14 protein-coding genes are annotated in these 23099 nt (G+C 48.6%); 9 read left to right on the forward strand and 5 right to left on the reverse strand.

Annotation, left to right across the window (positions count from 1 at the left end):
- Positions 1-25: 25 nt before the first annotated feature.
- On the reverse strand, positions 26-550 hold the full coding sequence (locus FBF61_RS30765) for a hypothetical protein (RefSeq protein WP_138484807.1): 525 nt from the start codon (positions 548-550) through the stop codon (positions 26-28).
- A 331-nt stretch (positions 551-881) separates the two neighbouring features.
- On the opposite strand from FBF61_RS30765, the gene FBF61_RS30770 reads away from it, so the two are divergent.
- The 3 genes from FBF61_RS30770 (at position 882) to FBF61_RS30780 (ending at position 4086) form a co-directional block, all read left to right on the forward strand.
- On the forward strand, positions 882-2336 hold the full coding sequence (locus FBF61_RS30770; RefSeq protein WP_229215306.1) for a sulfatase family protein: 1455 nt from the start codon (positions 882-884) through the stop codon (positions 2334-2336).
- 158 nt (positions 2337-2494) lie between these two features.
- Positions 2495-3322 carry an SDR family oxidoreductase gene (locus FBF61_RS30775; protein WP_138484809.1) on the forward strand — a complete coding sequence of 276 codons (828 nt, stop codon included), beginning with the start codon at positions 2495-2497 and terminating at the stop codon, positions 3320-3322.
- Between the two features lie 173 nt (positions 3323-3495).
- Positions 3496-4086, forward strand: a complete 591-nt coding sequence (locus FBF61_RS30780) for an HD domain-containing protein (protein WP_138484812.1) — start codon at positions 3496-3498, stop codon at positions 4084-4086.
- 57 nt (positions 4087-4143) lie between these two features.
- Here FBF61_RS30780 and FBF61_RS30785 read toward each other — a convergent pair whose 3' ends face one another.
- Positions 4144-4653, reverse strand: a complete 510-nt coding sequence (locus tag FBF61_RS30785) for an RNA polymerase sigma factor (RefSeq protein WP_138484814.1) — start codon at positions 4651-4653, stop codon at positions 4144-4146.
- Positions 4654-4882: 229 nt separating this feature from the next.
- Here FBF61_RS30785 and FBF61_RS30790 point away from each other — a divergent pair, with 229 nt between their 5' ends.
- The 5 genes from FBF61_RS30790 (at position 4883) to FBF61_RS30810 (ending at position 15865) form a co-directional block, all read left to right on the forward strand.
- Complete coding sequence (locus FBF61_RS30790; protein WP_138484816.1) at positions 4883-5824, forward strand: FecR family protein; 942 nt, start codon at positions 4883-4885, stop codon at positions 5822-5824.
- Between the two features lie 89 nt (positions 5825-5913).
- Entirely contained in the window at positions 5914-9357 is a 3444-nt protein-coding gene (locus FBF61_RS30795; protein WP_205748335.1) for a SusC/RagA family TonB-linked outer membrane protein, read from the forward strand.
- 7 nt (positions 9358-9364) lie between these two features.
- Positions 9365-11137 (forward strand): RagB/SusD family nutrient uptake outer membrane protein, encoded by a 1773-nt coding sequence (locus tag FBF61_RS30800; RefSeq protein WP_205748336.1) that lies wholly within the window; start codon positions 9365-9367, stop codon positions 11135-11137.
- 61 nt (positions 11138-11198) lie between these two features.
- Positions 11199-12725, forward strand: coding sequence for a hypothetical protein (locus FBF61_RS30805; protein ID WP_205748337.1), 1527 nt, complete (start codon positions 11199-11201; stop codon positions 12723-12725).
- A 53-nt stretch (positions 12726-12778) separates the two neighbouring features.
- Positions 12779-15865, forward strand: coding sequence for a PVC-type heme-binding CxxCH protein (locus tag FBF61_RS30810; protein WP_138484819.1), 3087 nt, complete (start codon positions 12779-12781; stop codon positions 15863-15865).
- A gap of 59 nt (positions 15866-15924) precedes the next feature.
- On the opposite strand, the gene FBF61_RS30815 is transcribed toward FBF61_RS30810, so the two are convergent.
- The 3 genes from FBF61_RS30815 to FBF61_RS30825 all read right to left on the reverse strand — a co-directional run bounded on the left by FBF61_RS30815 (position 15925) and on the right by FBF61_RS30825 (position 21658).
- Positions 15925-19212, reverse strand: coding sequence for a CBM96 family carbohydrate-binding protein (locus tag FBF61_RS30815; protein WP_138484821.1), 3288 nt, complete (start codon positions 19210-19212; stop codon positions 15925-15927).
- Positions 19213-19259: 47 nt separating this feature from the next.
- Complete coding sequence (locus FBF61_RS30820) at positions 19260-21161, reverse strand: T9SS type A sorting domain-containing protein (protein ID WP_138484824.1); 1902 nt, start codon at positions 21159-21161, stop codon at positions 19260-19262.
- A gap of 236 nt (positions 21162-21397) precedes the next feature.
- Positions 21398-21658, reverse strand: a complete 261-nt coding sequence (locus tag FBF61_RS30825) for a hypothetical protein (RefSeq protein WP_138484826.1) — start codon at positions 21656-21658, stop codon at positions 21398-21400.
- 398 nt (positions 21659-22056) lie between these two features.
- On the opposite strand from FBF61_RS30825, the gene FBF61_RS30830 reads away from it, so the two are divergent.
- Positions 22057-23099 (forward strand): hypothetical protein (locus tag FBF61_RS30830; protein ID WP_138484828.1); only part of this gene is annotated, 1043 nt, incomplete at its 3' end.

The following is a 23099-nucleotide window of genomic DNA, read 5'->3' on the forward strand; positions in this document are numbered from 1 at the left end:
CAGGTGGGAAGTTTTTGACGATCACTCAGATAATCAGCGTATCCTTTGGAGCAGGCTTGAAGTATTTCGTTTGTATATCCTTGAAAATGAAAAGGATAAGAAAGAGCATGCGGTATTTGCTTATCTTCTCGGTGTCTTCCCCATACTCATTGAGTTTATTCGTTAGTTCCCTGATATTCAAATCCCTGAGTTCCGGAAACTGCGACGCTATTTTCAGCAGTTTATCGCGATGCTGCCGTAGCGTTTCAATTTGTTGCTCAGTGTCCGGGAAGGTCTGTTCCCCGCTTCTGAATCTTTTAACAGGGGGACAGAAAAAAGCTGAGCATGTGTGGGGACGTGCGACTGAGTATACAGTGCAGCACGATGAAAAGAGATGGCAGGGCTGTCGAAAGGATAATTTACCGTTACTCTCAAAAGTTTCCATTCCCAGGTCATCGGCAATTTTTCGGTCAGCTTCGTCCCGGACAAATGCCTTGTCAAACAATGTACCATCACAGCACATTCCGCAACTGATGCATAAATCCGAAATCTCGTTTTTACTGTCTGACATTTGAAAATCAATGGAGATATCTGCAATAATAACCCATTACATTCTGAATGCAATCGGCCGGGTTTGATTTTTTCGGGAAAGAATAGATTTTATCCTGCTTCAAATCCGTCAGGGTTGTACTGCATCAATAACTAAACGCCCTCCGGACTTTCCCCGATTTCGAGCGGATGATCTGAGTTGAATTAATCTGTAATCTATCGATTAAGTATATTTTATCATTACTTTTGAATATTAGTGAAATTACAGAACAAGCAGTAAGGGAGCAATTCGCGACAACCTTTGGCAACAACGGTCAGGCTATTTGCTGATTACAGAAATTAGTGTTTTGAAAATGGATACATTTGATATCATGGGCACAAAATCGCAGTATATCCGGAGTCTTGCTGGTGTAGCAGTAGTCGCACTCGCACTGTCATTCACAAAAAGATCAGGTTCAGCACCTGCGGAACAACTTCCGGGCGCTGATTCCAGGCCTAACATTGTCATCGTCATGGCCGACGACCTGGACAGCAGGGAACTGAGCTGCTATGGCGGCAAAAACCTGAAGACGAAAAATATAGATGCGCTGGCATCGGAAGGAATGAAGTTTGAGCAGATGATATGCTCCGAGGCGATCTGCGTTCCTACCCGGGCATCGCTGTTTACCGGGCTTTATCCGATGCGGCATGGATCTTTTCAGAATCATAAAGCCGTTTACGATTCCGGCTTGAAAAGCGTTTGCCAGTATCTCAGGGCACAAAACTATTCTGTTGCTTTGACCGGGAAAAATCACAGCACCAAGCCAGAATCAGTGTTTCCGTTTGAGTTTATCAAAGGCTTTCAGCCCGATTGTGTTTCGCCAAATGATGACTATGAGCTCAATGATATCAGGACCTACATCACCCGAAAGGACGCAGGTCCGTTTTGTCTTTTTATTATGAGTATCAATCCGCATGTCCCCTGGGTATCCGGCGATCCGGCAGAATTTGATCCTCAAAAGGTAATCTTGCCCCCGCACATGGTGGATACCGAAGACGTAAGGATACAATATTGCAGGTACCTGGCCGAGATCAGGCGATTGGATAATCAGGTTGGGGACATCAAGGCATTATTAAAGGAAACGGGGCAGGATAAAAATACCATCTTCATATTTCTCGGGGAGCAGGGCCCCCAGTTTCCGGGAGGAAAATGGACCCTGTACGACAACGGATTGAAAAGCTCGATGATCGTGAAGTGGCCGGGTCAGGTGAAGGCCGGTTCAACAACAGATGCCATTGTGCAGTACGAAGATATCACCCCGACATTGGTTGATATAGCCGGTGGCAAGCCGGTAGACGGGCTGGACGGACGGAGCTTTTTAAACGTACTGAAAGGAACCGGCAAAACGCACAGAAGCGAGGCTTTCGGGATTTACAATAATATTCCGGAGGGAACGCCATATCCGATGAGGTCTGTCCGTGATTTGCGTTACAAGCTGGTACTGAACCTTTTGCCGGATCAGCCGTACTACATCAAATATATGATGAATCCCGAAAAAAAAGACAGCTATTGGAATACATGGGTGACCAGGGCAGAAACCTCGCCCGAAGCGAAGAAGCTCGTCGACCGGATCACAACCAGGCCTGCCGTGGAATTTTACGACATACAAAACGACCCTTACGAACTCAGAAACATCGCTGAGGACAAAAGATACCAAAAAGTGGTTCAGGCTTACGAGTCGAAACTCCGGAACTGGATGAAGCAGCAAGGCGACGCGGGGGCTTCGGTGGATCGCGAATATCCAAAGAAAAATGCGGCCCGCGAATAAGCTTGGCAATCGCTACCGGCGCGATTTTATTCTAGGCTAACGGCTATTCCGATCCTGATATGTTCAGGATTATCGTAGCCCAAAATTGCACCTTGTCCCCGACCCTGTTCAGGATTTTAAAACATTAGTTCAAAATAGCCGGGATCCGGTAATTATCAATGAATAACAGGATTGCTCTCATTACAGGCCCGACGTCCGGGATTGGCTATGTTACGGCCATTGAATTATCGAAAAAACGGTTCGACCTTATATTGGTTGCACGGAACGAAACTAAGGTGCGGGAACTGCAAAAAGTCATCGGCGACCGCGCCAAAACCGATTTTGTTCTATGCGATCTCTCTAGCATTTCATCCGTAAAACACGCTGTGGAGGTCATAAAGGCCCGGTATGCTAAAATTGATGTGCTGATCAGCAATGCGGGGGTTATTGTTCAAAACAAACAGTTTTCTGAGGACAGTATCGAACTGACATTTGCTACCAATCACATCGGCCCGTTTGTACTTATAACCGGCCTGATAGACCTGCTCAAAGCCGGAGACAAAGCCCGGATCATCCATGTTTCCTCGGCCGCGCATTTCTTTGCTTTTTTTGATATCAATAAATTGGTAAACCCCTCCTGGTATCATGATCTGGTCGTTTACGGCAGGTCCAAGCTTGCCAATATTCTGTTCTCTAACGAATTGGCCGACCGTTTGCAGCCATTTGGAATTACTTCGAACTGTGCTCATCCGGGCACGGTTGCCAGTAACTTTGCCGGCGACGGAACGGGTGCCTCAGCGTTTTTTATGAAATTCTTCCGCCCGCTTTTCAGGACGGCCGCTCAGGGAGCTGCTACCAGTGTTTATCTGGCTGCGTCTCCTGAGGTTGAAGGAGTATCCGGGAAATATTTCGTGAACTCAAAGCCGCGCAGGACTTCTGCGGCGGCTGGGGATAAGGGACTGGGTAAGAAGCTTTGGGAATTGAGTGAGCGGCTGGTTCAAAGCTGAGGCGGGTTACCTTTCAAGCGGCATCGTTCATACAGTTTGTATTGCGGTACATAGGCAGCAAGATATTCGACAAAGGCGGTCCTGATAAGAGGGGATCAATAGCCGCATTATTCCTGGAATTTGATAATTTTGGGTATATCAGATCAGCGAACAGGACATTGAAAAAACAGGATATGAATCTTGAAAAACTAAAAAAGCAAATTGAATTTATAAAGGAAATTGACAAGCTGAAATACATCTTGCGTAAAACCAAGCTCATCAATAGCGACCGGAATGAGAATGACGCGGAGCATAGCTGGCACCTGTCGGTGATGGCCATTGTGCTGGCCGAACACGCCAACGCGCCCATCGACATGCTTAGGGTAGTGAAAATGCTCCTGATTCACGACATCGTCGAAATTGACGCGGGTGATACTTTCATCTACGATGCCCAAAAAAGCCACGATAATACTGAGGAAGAAAGGGAAGCCGCGAAACGGATATTTGGCATACTGCCAGGCGACCAGGCTGAGGAGCTGCTGACACTTTGGGAGGAGTTTGAGGAGCAGCAAACCAGCGATGCGAAGTTCGCCAGGGCTATGGATCGCCTCGAACCATTGCTCCAGAATACGTCAAACAACGGTGGTACCTGGAATGAGTTTGGGGTGAATTATGATAAAGTGTATGCAAAAAAATACGCGATCGCGCACGGTTCGGCCACGATCTGGGAATACGCGGAACAGCTGTTGAATGAGAGTGTTGAAAAAGGGATTCTGAAAAGATAGTCCGCGCTTTTACATGCAGTATCCTCTCTCTCCAATGAATTCCATCCCGGCGCACATTTAACAAAAAATCGTGAAACAATAGCTGGTGGCCGTTTTAAGCCCGGTTCTTAAAACTTTCAGCGCCTGGACCAGGTGGTTTTTTGCGGTATTGGGTGAAATATTCAATACTTCCGCAATTTCCTCGAGGGACATCCCTTTTTCCCGGCTGAGGTCGTATATCTCTTTCTGGCGCGGAGGGAGTTTTTTGAGCAATACGGCTATTTTATCTTCCAGTTCCTGTTTGTAAATATCCTGGATCAGGTTGTCGGAGTGACGTTCCATTTCCTCCCACACCATATCCTGGTACTTTTTCTCGGTGGCAAGTTTCCGGTAATGATCCATAAGGTGATTTTTGGCCAGGGTATACAGCCAGGCATCCATATTTTCCACCAAATCGGTCTGATCTTTTTTTTGCCAGAATTTGATAAAAACATCCTGGGCAAAATCTTCTGCCAAAGCAGGAATTTTTACATGCGTTATGAAAAAGCGATAGAGGAATTCTCTGTATTCAATATAAAAAGTTTCCATCACACAGATATTTAGAATTTATTCTGTGCAGACCCAAACATTTACCAAATAAAAAAGTGCGAACCCAAGATATGAAAAAATATAAACCATTGCAATAAGAAAAAATATCCGATTGTACTAGTCCTCAAATCGTGCTTGTGCGTCTAGTGTTTAAAACCAGCAGGTGTGGAAGTAACATGGACCAATGTAAAGTGCAAAAACAAAAGTCAAACACCTAAAGCGAAAAATTGTGAGTAACATAGAACAGCGACTAGGTCAATTGCTGGAGCAATACCGCAACGATGATCTGTCATCCGAAGAATATGAGGAGTTCCTGCGGTTAATAGGCGAACCGGGCCATGAAAATGTGCTCAACCAGGCAGCGGAAAAGGATTGGCAGGAGTCGGGGGAAATCCTGCGGATGATTAAAGCACAACATCAGCCCCTGCGAAATTCTGCCAGACTGATCCGGCTTTCATGGATGATCGCCGCCTCCGTCGCGCTGGTCACATCGGCCTATTTCTTTTGGCCCAGGATCAAACCGGCACCTGAAACGATCGCTTACCAGACCCTGTACGGAGAGACCAAAAAACTGGTGCTGCCGGACAGCAGCACCGTCCTGCTCAACGCCAACAGCAGGCTCGAATGGGACAGCGATTGGGAAAAGCACGGAAAAAGGACGGCAAAACTGGAAGGAGAAGCATTTTTTGAAGTAAAGAAAACACGGGGAATGGGATTTGTCGTCAGGTCGGGCAATGTCAATGTTGAAGTGCTCGGCACTGTTTTCAACGTCCGCAACCGGAGGGGATTAACGGATGTCTACCTGGAATCGGGCAAGGTGAACCTGGAAATCGATGAAACCGGAAACCGTTCGGTTACGATGAAACCAGGCAATTCGGTCCACTATAACACCACCAGGAAGGTGCTTGTCGTCGAGCAAACTTCTACAATGTCTCAAAGTGCATCCTGGGTGGAGGGAATGCTGGAATTTCAGAATAAGCCGCTGGGAGATATTCTGAACCACTTTGAGGAACTCTATGGGAAAAAATTCAAGATCGAGAACAAAAGCCTGCTGACCAGGCGCATGGATCTGTCACTTCCTTACTCCAATTGGGACCTGATCCGGAAAGCCCTGGAAATATCGCTTCATGTTGAATTTACCGAGACGAAGGACAGCATCGTGGTAAAGTGAGGTCGTTTTTTGGAAAAACCCGCCGCCTTTGGATTAGTTAAAAGAATTTAAAACCATACAGCTTCTTATCCTAAACCCTTTTATTAATTATGAATAAATATCTAAAATTCCTGCTGTGGGGAGTACTGCTGCTTTATGCAGCAGCGCCCGCCCGCGCCGATGCAGCCTTACAGGAAGAAAGCCTTTTGAAAATTATCCGGGACATGAACCAGCGATACCACGTCCATTTTACCTACGACCGCGAAATGGTCGAGAACATCCGGATCAAAAAAGGCTATGACCCTGAGCGCTATAACAATTTAAATGACGCCCTGAACAGTGTTCTGAAAAACACCAGCCTCAGATACAAAATCCTGGATATGAAGTATGTGATCATTTATCAGGATGATGAAAAGGGGATGAAGTCACTGGAAAAGATGATCCAGGTTTTGCAGGAGATCATTGACCAGAACAAGGTTAACAAACCGGCACCGCCAGTCGGCCATGCAGGGATGGCGCTGGTACCGGAAAATACCGCTCCGGCCGCTCAGCGTTTATTGGTAATCGTTAGGGGTAAGGTCACGGATGAAAACGGCGAGCCGCTTGCTGGTGTCAGCATCATCATCAAGGGTTTACAGCAAGGTACGATTACAGATGCCGAGGGAATATATAATCTGGATGTGCCCGAAGACAAAACAGTACTGGTATTTTCCTTCGTCGGCTATGTGAGCCAGGAAATTGAAACCGGCGGGCGCAAAGTAATCGATCTGTCGCTGGCTGCCGACACGAGGTCACTGGATGAGCTGGTGGTTGTGGGTTATGGCGCACAAAAAAAGGCGACCGTCACCGGCGCGATCAGCTCTATGAACGGCAAACCACTGACCGCGGCACCATCTCTCAACCTGTCGGGTTCCCTCGGAGGAAGGATGCCGGGACTAACCGTTGTGTCTTCCTCGGGTGAGCCAGGCAGGGATAATGCCATGCTAAGGATCAGGGGATCAAATACCCTGGGCGACAACTCTCCGCTCATTGTAGTGGACGGAATTCAAAACCGGGACATCAACCGGCTTAACCCCGCAGACATTGAAAACATCACCATCCTGAAAGACGCGTCTGCTGCAATTTATGGGGCGCAAGCCGCCAACGGCGTAATCCTGATCACCACCAAGCGCGGCACCACCGGTGTTCCCGAACTTACCGTCAACTTCAATCAGGGCTGGAGCAAGCCAACGCGGATACCCGAAATGGCAGATGCCGCTACCTATGCCACAATGATCAATGAAATCGACGCTTACAGACATAATGATCCGACCTTTTCCGCGGACGCTATTCAGAAGTACCGGGATGGCTCCGATCCATGGCTTTATCCCAACACGGACTGGTTCGGCGAGGTATTTAAACCAACATCCCTCCAGAACCAGTCGAACATTGCTTTGAAAGGCGGTACCAAAGTGATGAAGTATTTTATTTCTGCCGGTTATAATTTCCAGGACGGGATTTACAAAAACAGCGCGACCAAATATTCGCAGGCTGATATCCGAAGTAATATTGATGCAAAGATCTCCAAGCATATTCAGCTTAGCCTGGACCTTGTGGGCCGGCAGGAGAACCGGGACTTTCCGGTTTACACCACCAATCAGATCTTTTCGAGCCTTATTACTGGCGGGGCCGGGAGCGGGGGCAGGCCTACCGAGCTGGCCTGGTTTTCCGGGCAGCTACCCAACTCGGGATTTATAAACGGGTTGAATCCGGTAGTGATGGGGACCAATCTGCCAGGCTATGACAAAGGCAAAAATTACAGTTTTTTAAGTAATGTTAAGTTAATCGTGGACATACCCGGAGTAAAGGGCCTCTCGCTGGTTGCCAATGCTTCGGTCGATAAGGGTATCAACTATCAGAAACGCTGGATCAAACCATTCGATCTGTATAGCTGGGATAAAAAGACTCTGAATGCTGCCAATGAGCCTGTGGTAACAGGTGCGAAGTTTGGACCTTCCACTGATCCGCAGCTGACGCAGTCGACGGTTGAGACCCAGCGGGTACTTTTAAATGCGCTGCTTAACTATCAGTTCAGCCTGAAGGAGCAGCATACTTTCAAGATCATGGCCGGCTCGGAACGGATCACAGGCGATGCGATGAATTTTTCGGCTTTTCGAAGAGGGTTTATTTCCACGGCAGTAGACCAGCTGTTTGCGGGGTCTGAGCAGCAAAGGAACAACGGTGGCTCAGCTTCCCATTCAGCCCGGCTTAACTATTTCGGGCGTGTCAATTATGATTTCAGGGAAAAATATCTGGTCGAATTTGTCTGGCGGAATGACGGTTCCTACATATTTCCTGAAAAAGGCAGATTTGGCTTTTTCCCCGGCGTCTCTGCCGGGTGGAAAATCTCCGAAGAAGGGTTCTGGAAGGACAACATCAATGCCATAAGTAGTTTAAAAATACGCGGTTCATGGGGTAAAACCGGTAATGACCGTATTGCACCGTTCCAGTACCTCTCCAGTTATGGGTTCAGTTCCACGCCTTATGTACTGGACGAGGAAGTAGAAGTAAAGGCCCTTAACGAACTCCGGATCGCTAATCCTAATGTTACCTGGGAGGTGGCGGAACAATCCAATGTGGGGATTGACGTTCAGGCATTTAAAAACAAACTGACTTTTTCCGCCGACTATTTTCACAACCTCCGCACGAATATACTCTGGTTCCGGAATGCATCGGTGCCAATATCTTCCGGTCTCACCCTGCCCGCTGAAAACATTGGAAAAGTAAGCAATCAGGGTTTTGAGTTTCAGGCTGAATACCACGACAATGTGGGAAATCTCAACTATTCGATCGGGTTAAATGGTGCGTCTGCGAAGAACAAGATCAAGTTCTGGGACGAGACACCGGGCGTGCCTGAGTACCAGCGGTCTACCGGTCAGCCGATGAACGCCGGACTGTACTATAACGCCATAGGTATTTTCAGGGACCAGGGAGCCGTGGATGCCTATCCGCACTGGGACGGTGCGGGGGCAGGGGACATCCGATTTGAGGATGTCAATAAGGATGGTGCCATCGACGGTCAGGACCGTGTGCGATCCAAAAAGACAGATATTCCCACATTGACCGGCGGGTTGTCGGTAGACCTGGAATACAAGAATTTTTATGCCTCTGTTTTTATACATGGCTCTGCCGGAGCTGTGCGGAATGCAGTGATCGAGTCGGGTAAAGTCGGGAATTTTCTGGCAGAGTACGCCGACGGCAGATGGACCCCGGAAAATCCCGATGCAAAGAAACCCAGGACCTGGAACGGGAACGGAGAATACTGGAGTTCAGGTATCAACAATACCTACTGGCTGATCAACAACAATTTCATGCGCCTTAAAAACTTCCAGCTCGGTTACAATTTTCCCGCCCTTGTCACCGACAAACTGGGCATGAGCCAGCTGACGATTTATGTAACGGGACTGAATCTGATCACCCTTTCAAAATCGAAAAGTTTTGATCCGGAAACCATAGGGAACAGCTACCCATTGAACAAAGTATACAATTGCGGCCTGAGACTATCCTTCAAATAACGATATCATGAAGAAGCTAAACAAAATCCTGACCATAACCTGTCTGGCCATGCTGGTACTGAGCTCCTGCAATACGGATTTTCTCGAAACCAAGCCGCTGGATGAAATATCTTCCTCCGATGTATTCACCGATCCTGATCTCGCGCAGGCTTATATCAATGGTATTTATCTGAATTTTCACAAAAACCTGCAGAAGCGCATGAAAGCCGTGTATAGCGACGAAGGCCACCGGAGGGATGATTCGGGCGCACTGGCGTTTAACCGCAGTCAGCTGACGGCCGACGTGATCCCAAGCTGGGCGCACGAAGAATGGGGAAGTCTTTACCAGAATATCAGAAGGTGTAACCTGTTTCTTGACGAGATACAGAAGGCGGATTTCGAAAAGGATTCGTATATAGGTGAAGTCCGTTTTTTAAGGGCCTGGTTATACCACCGGCTGGCGAGTTTGTATGGAGGCGTGCCCATTATTTCAAAATCCTACCAGCTCACCGACGACCTGAAAGCACCGAGAAACAGTTATGAAGAAGTGGTGAAATTTATAGTGGACGATTGTGACGCCGCCGCATCCGCGCTGCCCGATGTGCAGACCGGTCTGAACAATGGCCGTGCTACCAAAGGCGCGGCCCTTGCCCTGAAAGCCCGGACGCTGTTGTACGCAGCCAGCGATTTGCACAATACTACCGTTTTCGGCGGCTACGCTCACCCGGAATTACTTGGCTACACCCAGGGTGCCCGGACAGACCGCTGGACAGCCGCCAAAAATGCAGCGAAGGCGGTTATTGACATGAACCTGTACAATCTGTATAAGGCAACACCGGGCCCCGCGGATAACATTGTTCAGAATTATGTTGATGTTTTTATCAAAAAACAAACCGAAGAGGATATCTGGGTCCGCTTTGAAACACCCAATACAACCGGAGGCGATCAGAACCTGGCTATGATGAACGGCCCTAACGGTTACGACTCTGAGGGGAATAATGCACCCTCCGCCAATCTGGTTGATGCTTTTGAAATGAAAGACGGGACAAAGTTCAGCTGGACCAATCCGCAGCACGCATCCGCACCCTACCAGAACCGGGAGCCGCGCCTGTATGCCAATATCCTTTATGAGGGCGCCAGATGGCAGAAACGTCCAGCATTTTCAATTGGTCTCGATCCGGTTGGATTGGTGAATGTCGGTTATTCGGAAAAATGGAATGCCGCGACTGGTACCGTCGAAATCGTTCCGGGACTCGACAGCCGCAACAGTCCTTTCAATCCCTGGAACAGCGGGCAAACCCTGTACTTGTGCCGGAAGATGGTTGATGAGTCCGTTTTGCCAACTTATGATCAGGGACAATGGCAGGCGGTTTCGTGGAGGTATTTCAGGTATGCCGAAATCCTGCTGAACTACGCGGAGGCATGCATTGAACTGGGTGAGGACGCAGAGGCCCGCAGGTATATCAATATGGTCAGGACGCGTGCAGGGTTGCCTGGTGTAACTGAAATCGGGGCCGCACTGCGCGCACGCTACCGCAATGAACGGAGGATTGAGCTGATGTATGAAGACCACCGCTTTTTCGATGTGCGCAGGTGGGTGATCGGGCCGGAAGGCTATGGTAAATTTTACAAAGCCAATGTGACCTACAAACTAAAACCGGACAAGACAACGTCGGCTGTCCCCACTATTTTCCATGAAGTACTCGAAGAACGGGCCTGGCTCAACAAAGCCTATTTCTTTCCGATCATGAGAGATGAATTGAATAAAAATGAAAAATTGATTCAGAATCCTGATTATTGATTCCAAATATTACATTTTTGTTATCTCCTGATTTTCAACCTGAACCTGCCGATTTTCCTGCATGAAAAACCATTTTGTTTCCCAATATCAAAAACTCAAAATCCTGATATGTTTCTCGGTCCTTCCTGTAATCTGCTGTTTGGCCACGCACCGGGTAACAGCACAGATAAAGGCAGGCGTAGCCAAAATTGACATCACCGACAGAAGCGCCGGACTGGTAAATGACCCGCTGTTTGTGAAAGCCCTGGTGCTGGATGACGGCACCACACGCATGGCCATTATTACACTGGACGTCGTTGCCATCGCAGAAATCGGCTCAGTCAAAAACGAATACCTTGCGGAGGTACGGACTGCCATACAAACCCAAATGAACATCCAGCCTGCCAATGTGCTCATCAATTCAAGTCATTGTCATGGAAAGGTACGCGCCGATGTGGCCCAGCTGACGATCGATGCCGTGAAAGAAGCAGCCAGGTTACTGGTGCCCGTTACCGTTGGAATGGCGGTGGGGCATGAAGACCGGATCATGGAAAACCGGAGGTTCAAACTGAAAAACGGCATGCAGGCGGATATGCGCCGGGCTTATGCCATGCCGCCGGACGAGCAGGTGGCTGAGATAGGGCCTGTGGATCCGCAGATCGGGATATTACGTCTGAACCGGAAAAACGGAAAAACACTGGCTGTGATCTATAACTTTGCTGTACATCCCATTCAGGGCGTGCCCAATGGAGGCAATACCGCTGATATCATCGGGTTCGCTTCCAAAGTGATAGAGGAAAACCTGAACGAGGGTGCACTCGCTCTTTTCCTTCAGGGATGCGGAGGTGACATCAATCCGGTGGCATACAAAAACCCGGAAACGCCTCCGGACGCTGAAAAGCTGGGCAATATGCTGGGATTGAGTACCATGCGTGCGCTCAAAAATATTAAAGAACAGCCTTCGGGTAAAATCAAAATTATCAATGAAAAGGTGGATTTCCCGAGGGTGAACTTCGAAGAACGGATCAAACGGCTTAAAGATTATCAACTCAAACTGGTGGGTGACCTCAGAGGGACCAATATGAATTTCAAAAGCTTTCTGCCTGCCCTGATCAAACATAATTACTCACCTGCCCACCCATCTTATCACATGCAGGCCTATCTGCGTGATGAAAGTCTGGGCAAAAATGACTGGGTCCGGCTGGATTCTGTCAACCGGCAGGAAGTGGATGCCTACCGCAAAAACATTTACATCATGGAAGAATTGACCCGGATCAATGAAAACCTTTCACTGATGACCAAACACCAGGCTGCCTCAGCAGGACGTACCACGGTAAATGCTGAAATCGTCGGCCTGAAAATCGGCGACTTTGCACTGGTAACTTATCCGGGCGAGCTGACGGTTCAGATCGGCCTGAACATCAAACAAATATCGCCCCATCCAAACACCTTTGTAGCGGGCTATACGAACGGATATTTATATTATGCACCCACAGCCGGCCAGCTGAACAACAGCGGGGTAGGGCAGGAGGACTGTGAGACGATACTGGCCCCCGAGTGGCAGAAACAGTACGAAGGAAAAGTTCTGGAGATACTGAAAATGTTATAGAGGATTAAATTTCAAACCAACCAGCCTTATATCGTATAAAGATCTCTATTACAGTGAAAAAAGTATATCAATACCTGTCTGTGGCGCTTGTTCTTTGTGCCGCTCTGTATGGTTGCCTGAAACCGGAAGGCCAGAAAAACAGTAAAACACCTCTGGAAGACCTCGCGGTCAACGAAGAGGTAGCCGGTTATCTTAAGGCTTTCCAGGGAAGAGGGGCACTTACAGACGGCACTTCCCCAACGCCAGCTGAAAAGTCGGTCGGGCATTTCCGTTATCCCGACGACCTTCGGCTTGAACTTGTACTGTCCGAGCCGCAGATCACGCAGCCTGTGGATATCAGTTTTGATCACCGGGGACGTTTGTGGGTGGTCCAGTACAATCAATACCCGTTTCCCAAAGGCCTGAAAATTACCGGAGTTGACAATCATATCCGGCTCAATTTTGATAAGGTGCCGCTTCCTCCGCCTGTTGGCGTGAAGGGGGCTGACAAAATCACGATGTTTGAAGATACCGATGGTGACGGGCGTTATGATAAATCTACCGACGTTATTTCCGGACTGAACATTGCCACCAGTGTCGCGTTGGGCCGTGGTAAAATATGGGTGCTGAGCCCGCCATATCTGCTGGCTTATCCCGATCCGGACGGCGACGGAAAACCTGATGGCAAACCCAGCGTACATCTGGAAGGATTTGGTCTGCAGGATACGCACGCGGTGGCCAATAGCCTGTGCTGGGGGCCGGATGGCTGGCTTTACGGCGGCCAGGGAAGTACAACCACGGCCAACATCAGTTCCGCTGTTTCCAAAAATGTCGCTTTTCAGGGGCAGGCGATCTGGAGATACCATCCCGAAAGCCAGGTTTTTGAGATATATGCAGAAGGCGGTGGAAATACGTTCAATGTCGAAATGGACAGCAAAGGGCGAGTTTATTCAGGAAATAACAACGACGACCGCGGCCCGAATTTCAAGCAGGGTGCCTACTATCCCAAAGCCCTGGGCAAACATGGCCCGCATACCAATCCCTATGTATTCGGCAACCTGGAAAATATGGTATTGACCGGTGAGCATAAGCGGTTTACGCATGCATTGATCAAATATGAGGGCGCGGCATTGCCGTCCAGGTACAACGAAAAAATGATTGCCCTGAACCCACTGCAACGCTATGTTCAGATGTCTGATTTTGTATCGGATGGCTCTACTTTTTCCAATCTGGATCGGGAGAAAATACTAGAAACAGATGATAACTGGTTTCGTCCGGTGGCGATCAAAGCGGGCCCGGACGGTGCTGTGTATATTTCGGACTGGTACGACAGCCGTTTATCACATGTAGACCCGAGGGATACCTGGGACAAAGCTTCCGGCCGTATTTATAAAATCCAGGGCAAGAATGCTCCGGTTTCTGTTCCGAAATTTGATCTTTCGAAATACTCAAACAACCAGCTGGCTGCTCTTTTATCCAATCCAAACAAGTGGTACCGTCAGCAGGCACTGAGACAATTCGGGGACCGCAAAGACCGCTCGGCTGTTTCAATATTATTACCCTTACTGCAATCCGGCGATGCCCAGACGGCCCTGGAAGCGCTTTGGGCCATACATTTAAGCGGCGGCCTTACCGACGATCTGTTACTTACGAGCCTGAAACATCAGGATCCCTATGTGCGTCTCTGGGCGGTCAAGCTTTCCGGCGACGGGAAAAAAGTTTCTCCCGCTGTTTCAAATGGTTTGGCGCAACTGGCATCTATAGAACCACACGCGGAGGTACGCAGCCAGCTGGTGTGCACCGCCAAACGACTTCCGGCAGCTGACGCAATGCCCGTGATCCGAAACCTGATCATCCATCACGACGACTCGGCAGACCCGGATATGCCGTTGCTCACATGGTGGGCTATTGAGGCAAAAGCAGGCTCCGACCGCAAGGCTGTTGTGGATTTATTCCGAGACAAAAAGGTATGGGAACAAAAAATCGTCAAAGAAGCTTTGCTCAAACGCACCATGCAGCGATATGTAATGGCTGGCGATCCTGCCGATTTTGAGGCCTGCACAGAATTGCTGAAAATAGCGCCATCCAAAGAAGCAGGCGGCTTGCTGATGGCGGGCCTGGAAGAAGGACTGAGAGGCAGGAAAATTACCGATCTGCCAGCCAGTCTGCTGGCGGCTGCAAAGCCCTATCAGACCGAAGCGGCTGGGCGAGCACTGGCGCTCGACCTGCGGCAGGGCAAACAGGAGGCACTGGATAAAGCTTTCAAGGTCATTGCAGATCCTAATGAAAATATCTCGCTGCGCATTGGCTACATCCGCATATTGGGTGAGCTCAACCAGTCGGCTTCGGTTCCGGTACTACTTGCGACCGTGTTGAACGGCAAATCCTCCGGTGCAATTCGCCAGGCAGGCCTGCAGGCGCTGCAACGCTACGACCAGCCGGAAATAGGGGAGAAAATCCTGGGAGCTTATCCCGATGGCCTTCGCGCAGATCCCGACGTACGGGTGGCGGCATTGTCTTTGTTCACCAGCCGGGCTTCCTGGACACGCCAGTTGCTCGGAGACATAGTGCAAACCAAGAAAATCCACAAAGAAGATGTGCCCGACCAGCTGGTACGGCGTATGATGCTGCTCGACGACAAGAATATCCAGGCAGATGTGGAAAGGCTTTGGCCAAAGGTGAAATTTTCGTCTTCTTCCGAAATCAATAATCAGATCGCACGGGCTGAAAAGGCTTTGTCTGCCGGAAAAGGGACGAGTGCGCAGGGGAAAATCGTTTTTACAAATCTTTGCGGAAGCTGCCACAAGCTGTTTGACGAGGGAGGAACCATAGGCCCTGACCTCACCGGCTACGAACGCGGTAACCATAAAGAACTGTTGCTCAACATTGCGGACCCCAATGCTTATATCAGAGAAGGTTATGTCAATTTTCATATCATCACGAATGACGGCCGGACCATTGACGGTAACGTCACTGACCAGAACAACAGGTCTGTCACCATCAAGCCGTTTGGAGAAGAATCCATTTCCCTCAGTGTGGAGCAAATCAAAGAAATGACGCCGCAGAAAACCTCAATTATGCCCGAAAGGCTACTGGAAGGGCTTGACGATCAGAAAATAAGGGACTTGTTTGCGTATATGATGAAGCGGGAGAAGGAGTGATTGGAATCATCCCTTCCCGCTGTTTGATTTAATTGAAATTGTTGGTGTTACGCAGGCATTTAAAATGCAATAGCGATATTTCGCGTTACTTCTGTTCCGTCGTCGAGGGTAACTTTGACGATGTACACACCCGGCTTAAACGGTCTCGCGCTGATATGCTGGACAGGCTTGTTTCCCGAGTGGTAAATTACTGATCCCAGGGTATTGATAATTTGCACGCGCGTAACCTTCGACCAGTCAGTGGCCCTCAAATGAATCGTTTCGACGACAGGATTTGGGTAAATTGTGATTGCTAAGTCGAGCTTGAACTTGACACGCTCTATTTTGGAAAAAGTAAACGAGCCGTCTGTGTCGGTCATTTTCAGCCGGAAATAGTTGTCGCCATTGGCCGGACTGGCGTGAACATACCTGTAGTTCTGAATGTCGCTGCTTTCTCCTTTTGCCTGGACGGTCCCCAGTACATTCCAGGTTTTTCCGTTACGGCTGTGCTGGATTTCGAAATAGTCGCTGCGTGTTTCGGAGGTGGTTTGCCAGGTTAAGAGCGCCGTCGAATTTTCTTTTTGGGCAGTGAAGGTAGTAAGGGTGACGGGGAGTGAGGGTTCATTGATGTCGGGCAGGATAATGAGTTGTGGCGGGTTGGTGCCATGTTCTCTGCTGTTAAAGACGAGTTTCGTATCTCGATATCTCGAATCGTTTAAAACAAAACTGACCAGTGTTTCACCTTCCTGCTGCTGTGCCTTCACATAACTGGTTACATCCAATTCATAGTATTTCACGACATTATTCACAGCCACGGAACTCAATATCGGAGTGGATATGCGAGGGGTCATGGCGCTCACAATTCTGTTCTCGATCCAGTTATCATCATTTATGCCATAAACATCGAGCAAGATATTATCTGTATTTTCAATGTTGCTCCCATAAATCCGCAGTTTAGCGCTTCCGGCTGCGGGGGCCGATCCAATTGAAAATTTGAGATAAGAATATCGTCGGCCCGGCCAGGAATTGGTTATGTTTTTTACCTGTAGCTCGGGGTCCGAGCCATAATTTTGGAAACTGCCGCCAAGGCCATCGATGTCGCCATCGGCCGCATACGCGTCGGCGATGGGGCCGATGGCAACGCTGCTCGTTATCACCTCGATTGCCGATACAGCCGGGATACCTGCTGCGCCCGGATGGAAGTCGATATGTAGTACGCCGTCTGTGATCGTAACCGGAATCGATCTTTGTATTGCCCGCATTGCACCTCCGGCCGCGGTGAAAATATCAAAGTCCGTTAACTGCCGACTGCCCTCAATGTTTACATGGAATTGCCTTGATCCCGCTCCGCCGATGCCTTTTCCCGGCACGCCGTACCATGTCTCCGCAAAGTGCAGCGTAACCATGGCCTGTCCGTTTGGCATAGGGATTTCGTAGCTGAATGAAGGGGAGGTACGATTCGAGCGGTAGATTTCATCAGCGGCGGTATTCAGGACGTCGCCTTCCGGAACTGAAAAGGTACTGTCAATTCCGGTAAAGTACTGGTCTGCCCGAAACTGTCTGCCCTCAGGAGTTGAAAAGGCGCCGCCGCCGGCATTGATCCGAACCACCGTATTGTTTGCTTCCTCGCTGATTACAAAGAGTTTTACCGGTACCACCACCCTGGCGTAGTCCGGTGCATAGAAGGACAGATAGGCCATGTGTGTACCGGCCGCGACACCGCTGGCATTGACACTGAACGAAACGCTGCCGTCCGCTCCCTGTTCCACGGTCAGCCAGCTGCTGCGTTCCGACTTCACAAAATTCAGAGCAGGGATGGCGCCGGCGCTGCCGGTTATGGTGATAGTTTGTGGCGGTGTCACCAGCCCGGGGGCGTAATTGAACAACAGGGACGGCACGGACGAAGCCAGTGTTTTTGCAGGTGCTTCTGCCGATAATTTGATCAGCCAGAAATCATAGTCACCTCTGGGATTTTCTGACTTCGTCGCGCCAGCCGGGGCATTGGACGAACCGAAGAAGACATATCCTTCATGCAGTGGCGGTTTGATAAAATATCCACTCAACGTTTTGTCCCATACTTTCACACCATCTTTTGTCAGTTTTACCAGCCAGCCACCGCTTTCGTCAATTGTTTTATCTTCATTGGCTTGTCCGCTGGAATAGCCTTTCAGGATGTAACTGCCATCATCATTCTGATGAAGCAGTTGCAGATTGCTGGCGCCTTGATTATACCCGTATTGCACATATAATTTCCCGCCCAGGGTTTTATCCCATTGCCTGGTACCATCGGCGGAAATTTTTACCATCCATGCATCCAGAACCCCTCTTTTCGCTTCCGATTTGTCACCACTTATATCTGAATTCGAGGTACCTGTCAGGAGGAAACCACTGTCCGAAGTCTGGTCAATATATGTTAATTGATCGTTGGCGCTTCCGCCGAATGTCTTGTCCCATATTTTGTTCCCGTTTGCGTCTACTTTAAGGATCCAGTAATCATTGGAGCCCCAGGCGGCCTCAGTCTTGTCGCCGCCGATGCCATAGTCGGTATTTCCGCCTATCACGTACCCATCCGGCAGGATCCTGATTGCGGTGGTCAGGGCATGTGAACCCGGGCCATTGCCACGGTAAACTTTTTCCCATTGCTCGGAGCCGTCCGCATTCAGTTTGGTGACGTAATAGCTTCCCACGGTAACATTGCCGAGGATATACCCGCCGTCGGGAGAGTCAGGCTTCCCGTCCTGATCGAGCCCCAAAAAACTGACGTAATTTCTATCCCATTCAACAGTACCACCTGCTGAGAGCTTAGCCAGATAACCGCTGCCAAGTACGAGGTAACCGCCGTCAGCTGTTTGCCTGAGTTCCGTGATTATTTCTTCGCCACGTCTTACGAGCGTATTTTCCCACTGGATAGCGCCATTTGCCGTAAGTTTCACAATCCACATGTCCGGTTGCCGGTCTTCCGGATTATCGGTGTCTCCCACGTTCTCGCTCTTGTCCGCTCCGGCATCAGAATAGGAATATCCGCCGACTATATAGCCGCCGTCCATTGTTTGCCGGATCAAACTGACATAGTCCGAGTATGTTCCGCCAATGGTTTTGTCCCATTCTTTATCGCCTTTTGCATCCAGTTTTACAACCCAGTAATCGGTTCCTCCTCTTCCGTCCTCGGATTTGTCGAAGGTTGCATTGGATTGTGAATAGCCAGCCAAAATGTATCCTCCGTCTGCTGTAGGTTGTGCGGCAGTCTGAAGGTCGGACTGCGCTCCGCCAAAGATCTTGTCCCACTGGACGGCCGGCTGTGCAAACAGGCTTGCCGGGGAGCCAAGGCATAAGAACAGCCAATAAAATTGTAGCAAACATTTTTTCATGAGTCGGTAAACGTTAAGTAGTAAGTCAAGAGAGAGAATGTAAAATATCAATGAACGACAGCCAGTTTCTGGGTAGTGACGCTTCCGTCGTTCAAACTAACTTTAACGAAATACAAACCTCGGGGAAGTTCTTTCGCATTGATCGTTTGTACGGGAATTGATCCGGAATGATAAACGGCCTTGCCTATACTGTTAAGCACCTCCACACTTTTCACCTTTGACCAATCCCCGGCTTGAACCGTCATCGTTTCAACTGCCGGATTTGGATAAACGTGAATAGAAAAGTCCCCGGCAAACTTCAGTCTGTTGATCTTGCTTAAGGCAAAACTTCCGTCCGTGTCGACCATTTTCAGGCGGTACAAATTTTCACCTGTTGCAGGATGGGAGTGAATGTATTGGTAGTTCCATATCTCGCTGCTTTCTCCTTTTGCATTGATCGCTCCCAATGCAGTCCACGTTTTTCCGTTGGTGCTATGCTGGATTTCGAAGTGGCTGCTGCGTGTTTCGGAGGTTGTTTGCCAGCTGAGCACAGCGGAGGTGCTTTCCTTTTTTGCAGAAAAAGTTTTAAGCGTGACAGGCAGCGAGGGTTCATCGGGAGCGAGCTTGACGATCCAGAAATCCGTACCGCCTTTTCCATTTTCGGTTTTTGCAAATCCGGCATTGGAGGTCGACGAGCCCATCAGAACCATTCCGCCGTCCGAGGTATTGCCGATCGAATAGGCTCTTTCGTCTTCTGCACCCCCTATTGTTTTGTCCCAAACCACCGTACCGGATGCATTGAGCCTGACGAGCCAGAAATCACTGCTCCATAAGAGAACGCCGTTGCCGTGACTGTCCTCTGTTTTGTCACCGCCGGCAAACGAGCCTGAATAACCGAGTAATGTATATCCCCCGCCCGCTTTTTGGACGAGCTTCGCAAAATAGTTACCACCTTTCCCATCGGCATCCCATGCAGTAGCAATTACATTGTCCCATTCCACCGACAGATCGGCGTCGAGCTTCACGATCCAGTAGTCAATAAGGGAACTTTCAGTCTGATGCCCGCCTGCTCCCTGATTAGAGGTCCCGCCCAGGATAAACCCGCCATCCGGTGTTTGTTGCACGTCGTTAATATCCGCGTAACCATAAATGTATCCGTAGCTGTCGATCACTCCTCCAATAATCTTTTCCCATTGTTTGGTACCAGCCGCCGATACCTTCATGAGATAGTATCCGCTCGATTGTTCCTGGTAGCCCTGATTGCCGCCAAAAACATAACCTCCATCAGAAGTCAGCGTCATACATTGCAGGCCGTCGGGTCCCGAGGTTCCGAGCGTCCGTTCCCATTCCAGCGTACCGGTAGCGGATAGTTTTACAATCCAGAAATCAGAAAAAAATTGTCCGAGTTCCGCCTCGGTTTTTTCACCGCCAATGCCTGAAGAGGAAGATCCGGCGAGAATATAGCCACCGTCATCGGTTTGCCTCACATCATTCAGGATGTCTCCGCCAGGGCCTCCGATCGTTTTATCCCAAACTTTATCGCCATTCTTATCCAGCTTGACAATCCAGTAGTCAGAATTCCCCCGGCTCCTTTCGGATTTTTCGCTGCCGATTGGTGAGCTCGACGACCCTCCCACGATATAGCCGCCGTCGGCGGTCTGATGAATTGTCGAAAATGAGTCGTTTGCCGGACCACCGATGGTTTTTTCCCATTCCAGGGAACCTTCGGATGATAGCTTGATGATCCAGTAATCTAAACTGCCTTTACTGTATTCGGATTTGTCGCCGCCGATGCCGGAGTTGGTTGTGCCGCCCATGATATATCCACCGTCCGAGGTTTGTTCCAGGTGTCTCGGTGCGTCATCGAGGGGACTGCCGATTGTTTTGTCCCATTGGATTGCCGGCTGGGCGGAGAGCAGCGTCGAGGCGAAGAAAACGAGTGCAAGAGTGCACCGTATAGATCTTGACATATATGTTGTGATATCGTTGAGTAGTTCGTATAAAAGGTCAGTGCCAATCTAAGTTACTGTCGGTATTTCAATGAGCGCTTTGTAACCCCGCGTTTATAGGCAAGAAACTTATTAAACGGTATAAAACATGAAGGCTATGTATGAGGATATATCGAATTCACCGATCAAAACATACCACAAAAAAAGGGGGAACCAGCCCTAGCGAGTTCCCCCTTATAACCTTTCCTCCATCCTCCCTACTCCCCAACCTTCAGATTCCCCACATCCTGGAAGAAAAACACCAGATCGCGGAAGGACATAAAGCGGTTGTGACCTTTCGGATCATGCCCGCTCTCCTGCGCGAACAAGGTGTAGCCAGTGTACAGCTCCCAGAGATCTTCGATCCAGGTAGCGGCGTCGCTGCTTGAAAGCAGCTCCTGAACTTTGCGCCCATAAGCGCGGTGGAGGGAGTCCGCAGACGTGGAGTCGTCGGACTCGAATTCTTTGTTGGTGTGCATAAAAAGTACATTTAGGATGTTAAAAAATATGCCCCATCTTAGGTGTCCTGACGTGTACTACGCCCGGGGGGCTTTCACCACACCCACACCATAACAGGGCAATGCTCGCTGGATTTCTCATTCAATTAGTACATTTAGGAATGCGAATATTTGCAGGATTTTGGTGAGAAGCAAATTTTTGGGTGGGGGAGATCTTCGTTAACTCGGAGAGAGACGAAAGCTTCGGAGAAGCTGCCTGTTTATAGACAATGCGTCATCATTAATTTTTTTGGCTCCGGAGGAGCCTCCTTGCCAGTGTCATTTCGGGAGGCTCCTCCGGAGCCAATTAACGCAAACGTTGTTTGTTTTCTAGAAACAGGGGGCCGCTCTGCGGCCTGGGGCGATTAAATTGTATAAATTTGGCAGCTAACATTTTGATTAAACACTGCCTTTTAATTCATACACGCATACAAATGGCCGAGATGCAAAGTGATTTCCAAAAAATTCGCGAATTTTTAGAAGAGCTAGACAAAATAGATCTTCCTTTTAAAGATCTATTGATACGAGATCGTCAGGTTAAATATCTACTTTTTGAAGAAGTTAGACAAGTGCCCAAGAAGCCTGATCTTAGCAAATATATTTCACAGTTCTTTACGCTTGCTCAGCTAAAAGAAGGATTTGAGAAAGCTGATCGCAATATTTCCGTGTCTTCAAGCAACGTTCCAGTGATGGCAAATTTTGTGAGGTTAAGTGATATAGAAAAGCGGATCTACGAAATCAGAGAAGAGTTTTATGACAAGCTGGTAAATAAAGGTTTGGACGAAAGGTTTTATGTTTACGATTTACAAAATACACCGAATTACCGCATTCTCCAGTGTATTCAACAAGAGTGTGACAGCCTAAGAAAACTAGTAATAGAGAACATAGACGTAAGCACTTACGGCAAGGAGGCCGAAATTCTGGCTTTGAGCATTTTTGAACAAGCAAAAAAGCTGGTTGGTACATTTGGTAGGGCTATATTAATGGGGATAATCGATGATGCCGAAAATATTTATATTGACATTCAAGGAATGCATGATGGAAATACTAGAAATTTGAATGATAGATATGTAAAACTTAAACGATACTTTAACTACTATCTTAAAAGAGAAATCTCAGAATTTTCGACAACTACACTTAAAGAGGCAAATCCCCGTAAAAATGCGTCAAAATATTCTTCATATTTGGCTTCAATTTCCAGCAATGAATCACTTGATTTTTTTTATCATTTGTTAAGAGATCATGATGGAGACTTCGTGAACAAGACTATCGAGTATTTTAATTTCGGAAGTCGATCTGACGTGGTTCCCTTTTGGTTTACACTTTTGCGGGTTAGTAAATATTTAAAAACTTCAATTCTTATCCAGTTTGTCGGTAATATTCGGCTTCAAAAGCTGCTGGATTTAAATAGTTCAAAGAGGAA

The sequence above is a fragment of the Dyadobacter bucti genome (assembly GCF_005869225.1).
GTDB classification, from domain to species: Bacteria; Bacteroidota; Bacteroidia; order Cytophagales; family Spirosomataceae; genus Dyadobacter; species Dyadobacter bucti.

Coding starts and splice junctions, on each gene's coding strand:
- FBF61_RS30775 (WP_138484809.1), top strand. CDS start 2,495: ATGAATAACAGGATTGCTCTCATTACAGGCCCGACGTCCGGGATTGGC.
- FBF61_RS30805 (WP_205748337.1), top strand. CDS start 11,199: ATGAAAAACCATTTTGTTTCCCAATATCAAAAACTCAAAATCCTGATA.
- FBF61_RS30800 (WP_205748336.1), top strand. CDS start 9,365: ATGAAGAAGCTAAACAAAATCCTGACCATAACCTGTCTGGCCATGCTG.
- FBF61_RS30820 (WP_138484824.1), bottom strand. CDS start 21,161: ATGTCAAGATCTATACGGTGCACTCTTGCACTCGTTTTCTTCGCCTCG.
- FBF61_RS30795 (WP_205748335.1), top strand. CDS start 5,914: ATGAATAAATATCTAAAATTCCTGCTGTGGGGAGTACTGCTGCTTTAT.
- FBF61_RS30785 (WP_138484814.1), bottom strand. CDS start 4,653: ATGGAAACTTTTTATATTGAATACAGAGAATTCCTCTATCGCTTTTTC.
- FBF61_RS30765 (WP_138484807.1), bottom strand. CDS start 550: ATGTCAGACAGTAAAAACGAGATTTCGGATTTATGCATCAGTTGCGGA.
- FBF61_RS30770 (WP_229215306.1), top strand. CDS start 882: ATGGATACATTTGATATCATGGGCACAAAATCGCAGTATATCCGGAGT.
- FBF61_RS30825 (WP_138484826.1), bottom strand. CDS start 21,658: ATGCACACCAACAAAGAATTCGAGTCCGACGACTCCACGTCTGCGGAC.
- FBF61_RS30780 (WP_138484812.1), top strand. CDS start 3,496: ATGAATCTTGAAAAACTAAAAAAGCAAATTGAATTTATAAAGGAAATT.
- FBF61_RS30815 (WP_138484821.1), bottom strand. CDS start 19,212: ATGAAAAAATGTTTGCTACAATTTTATTGGCTGTTCTTATGCCTTGGC.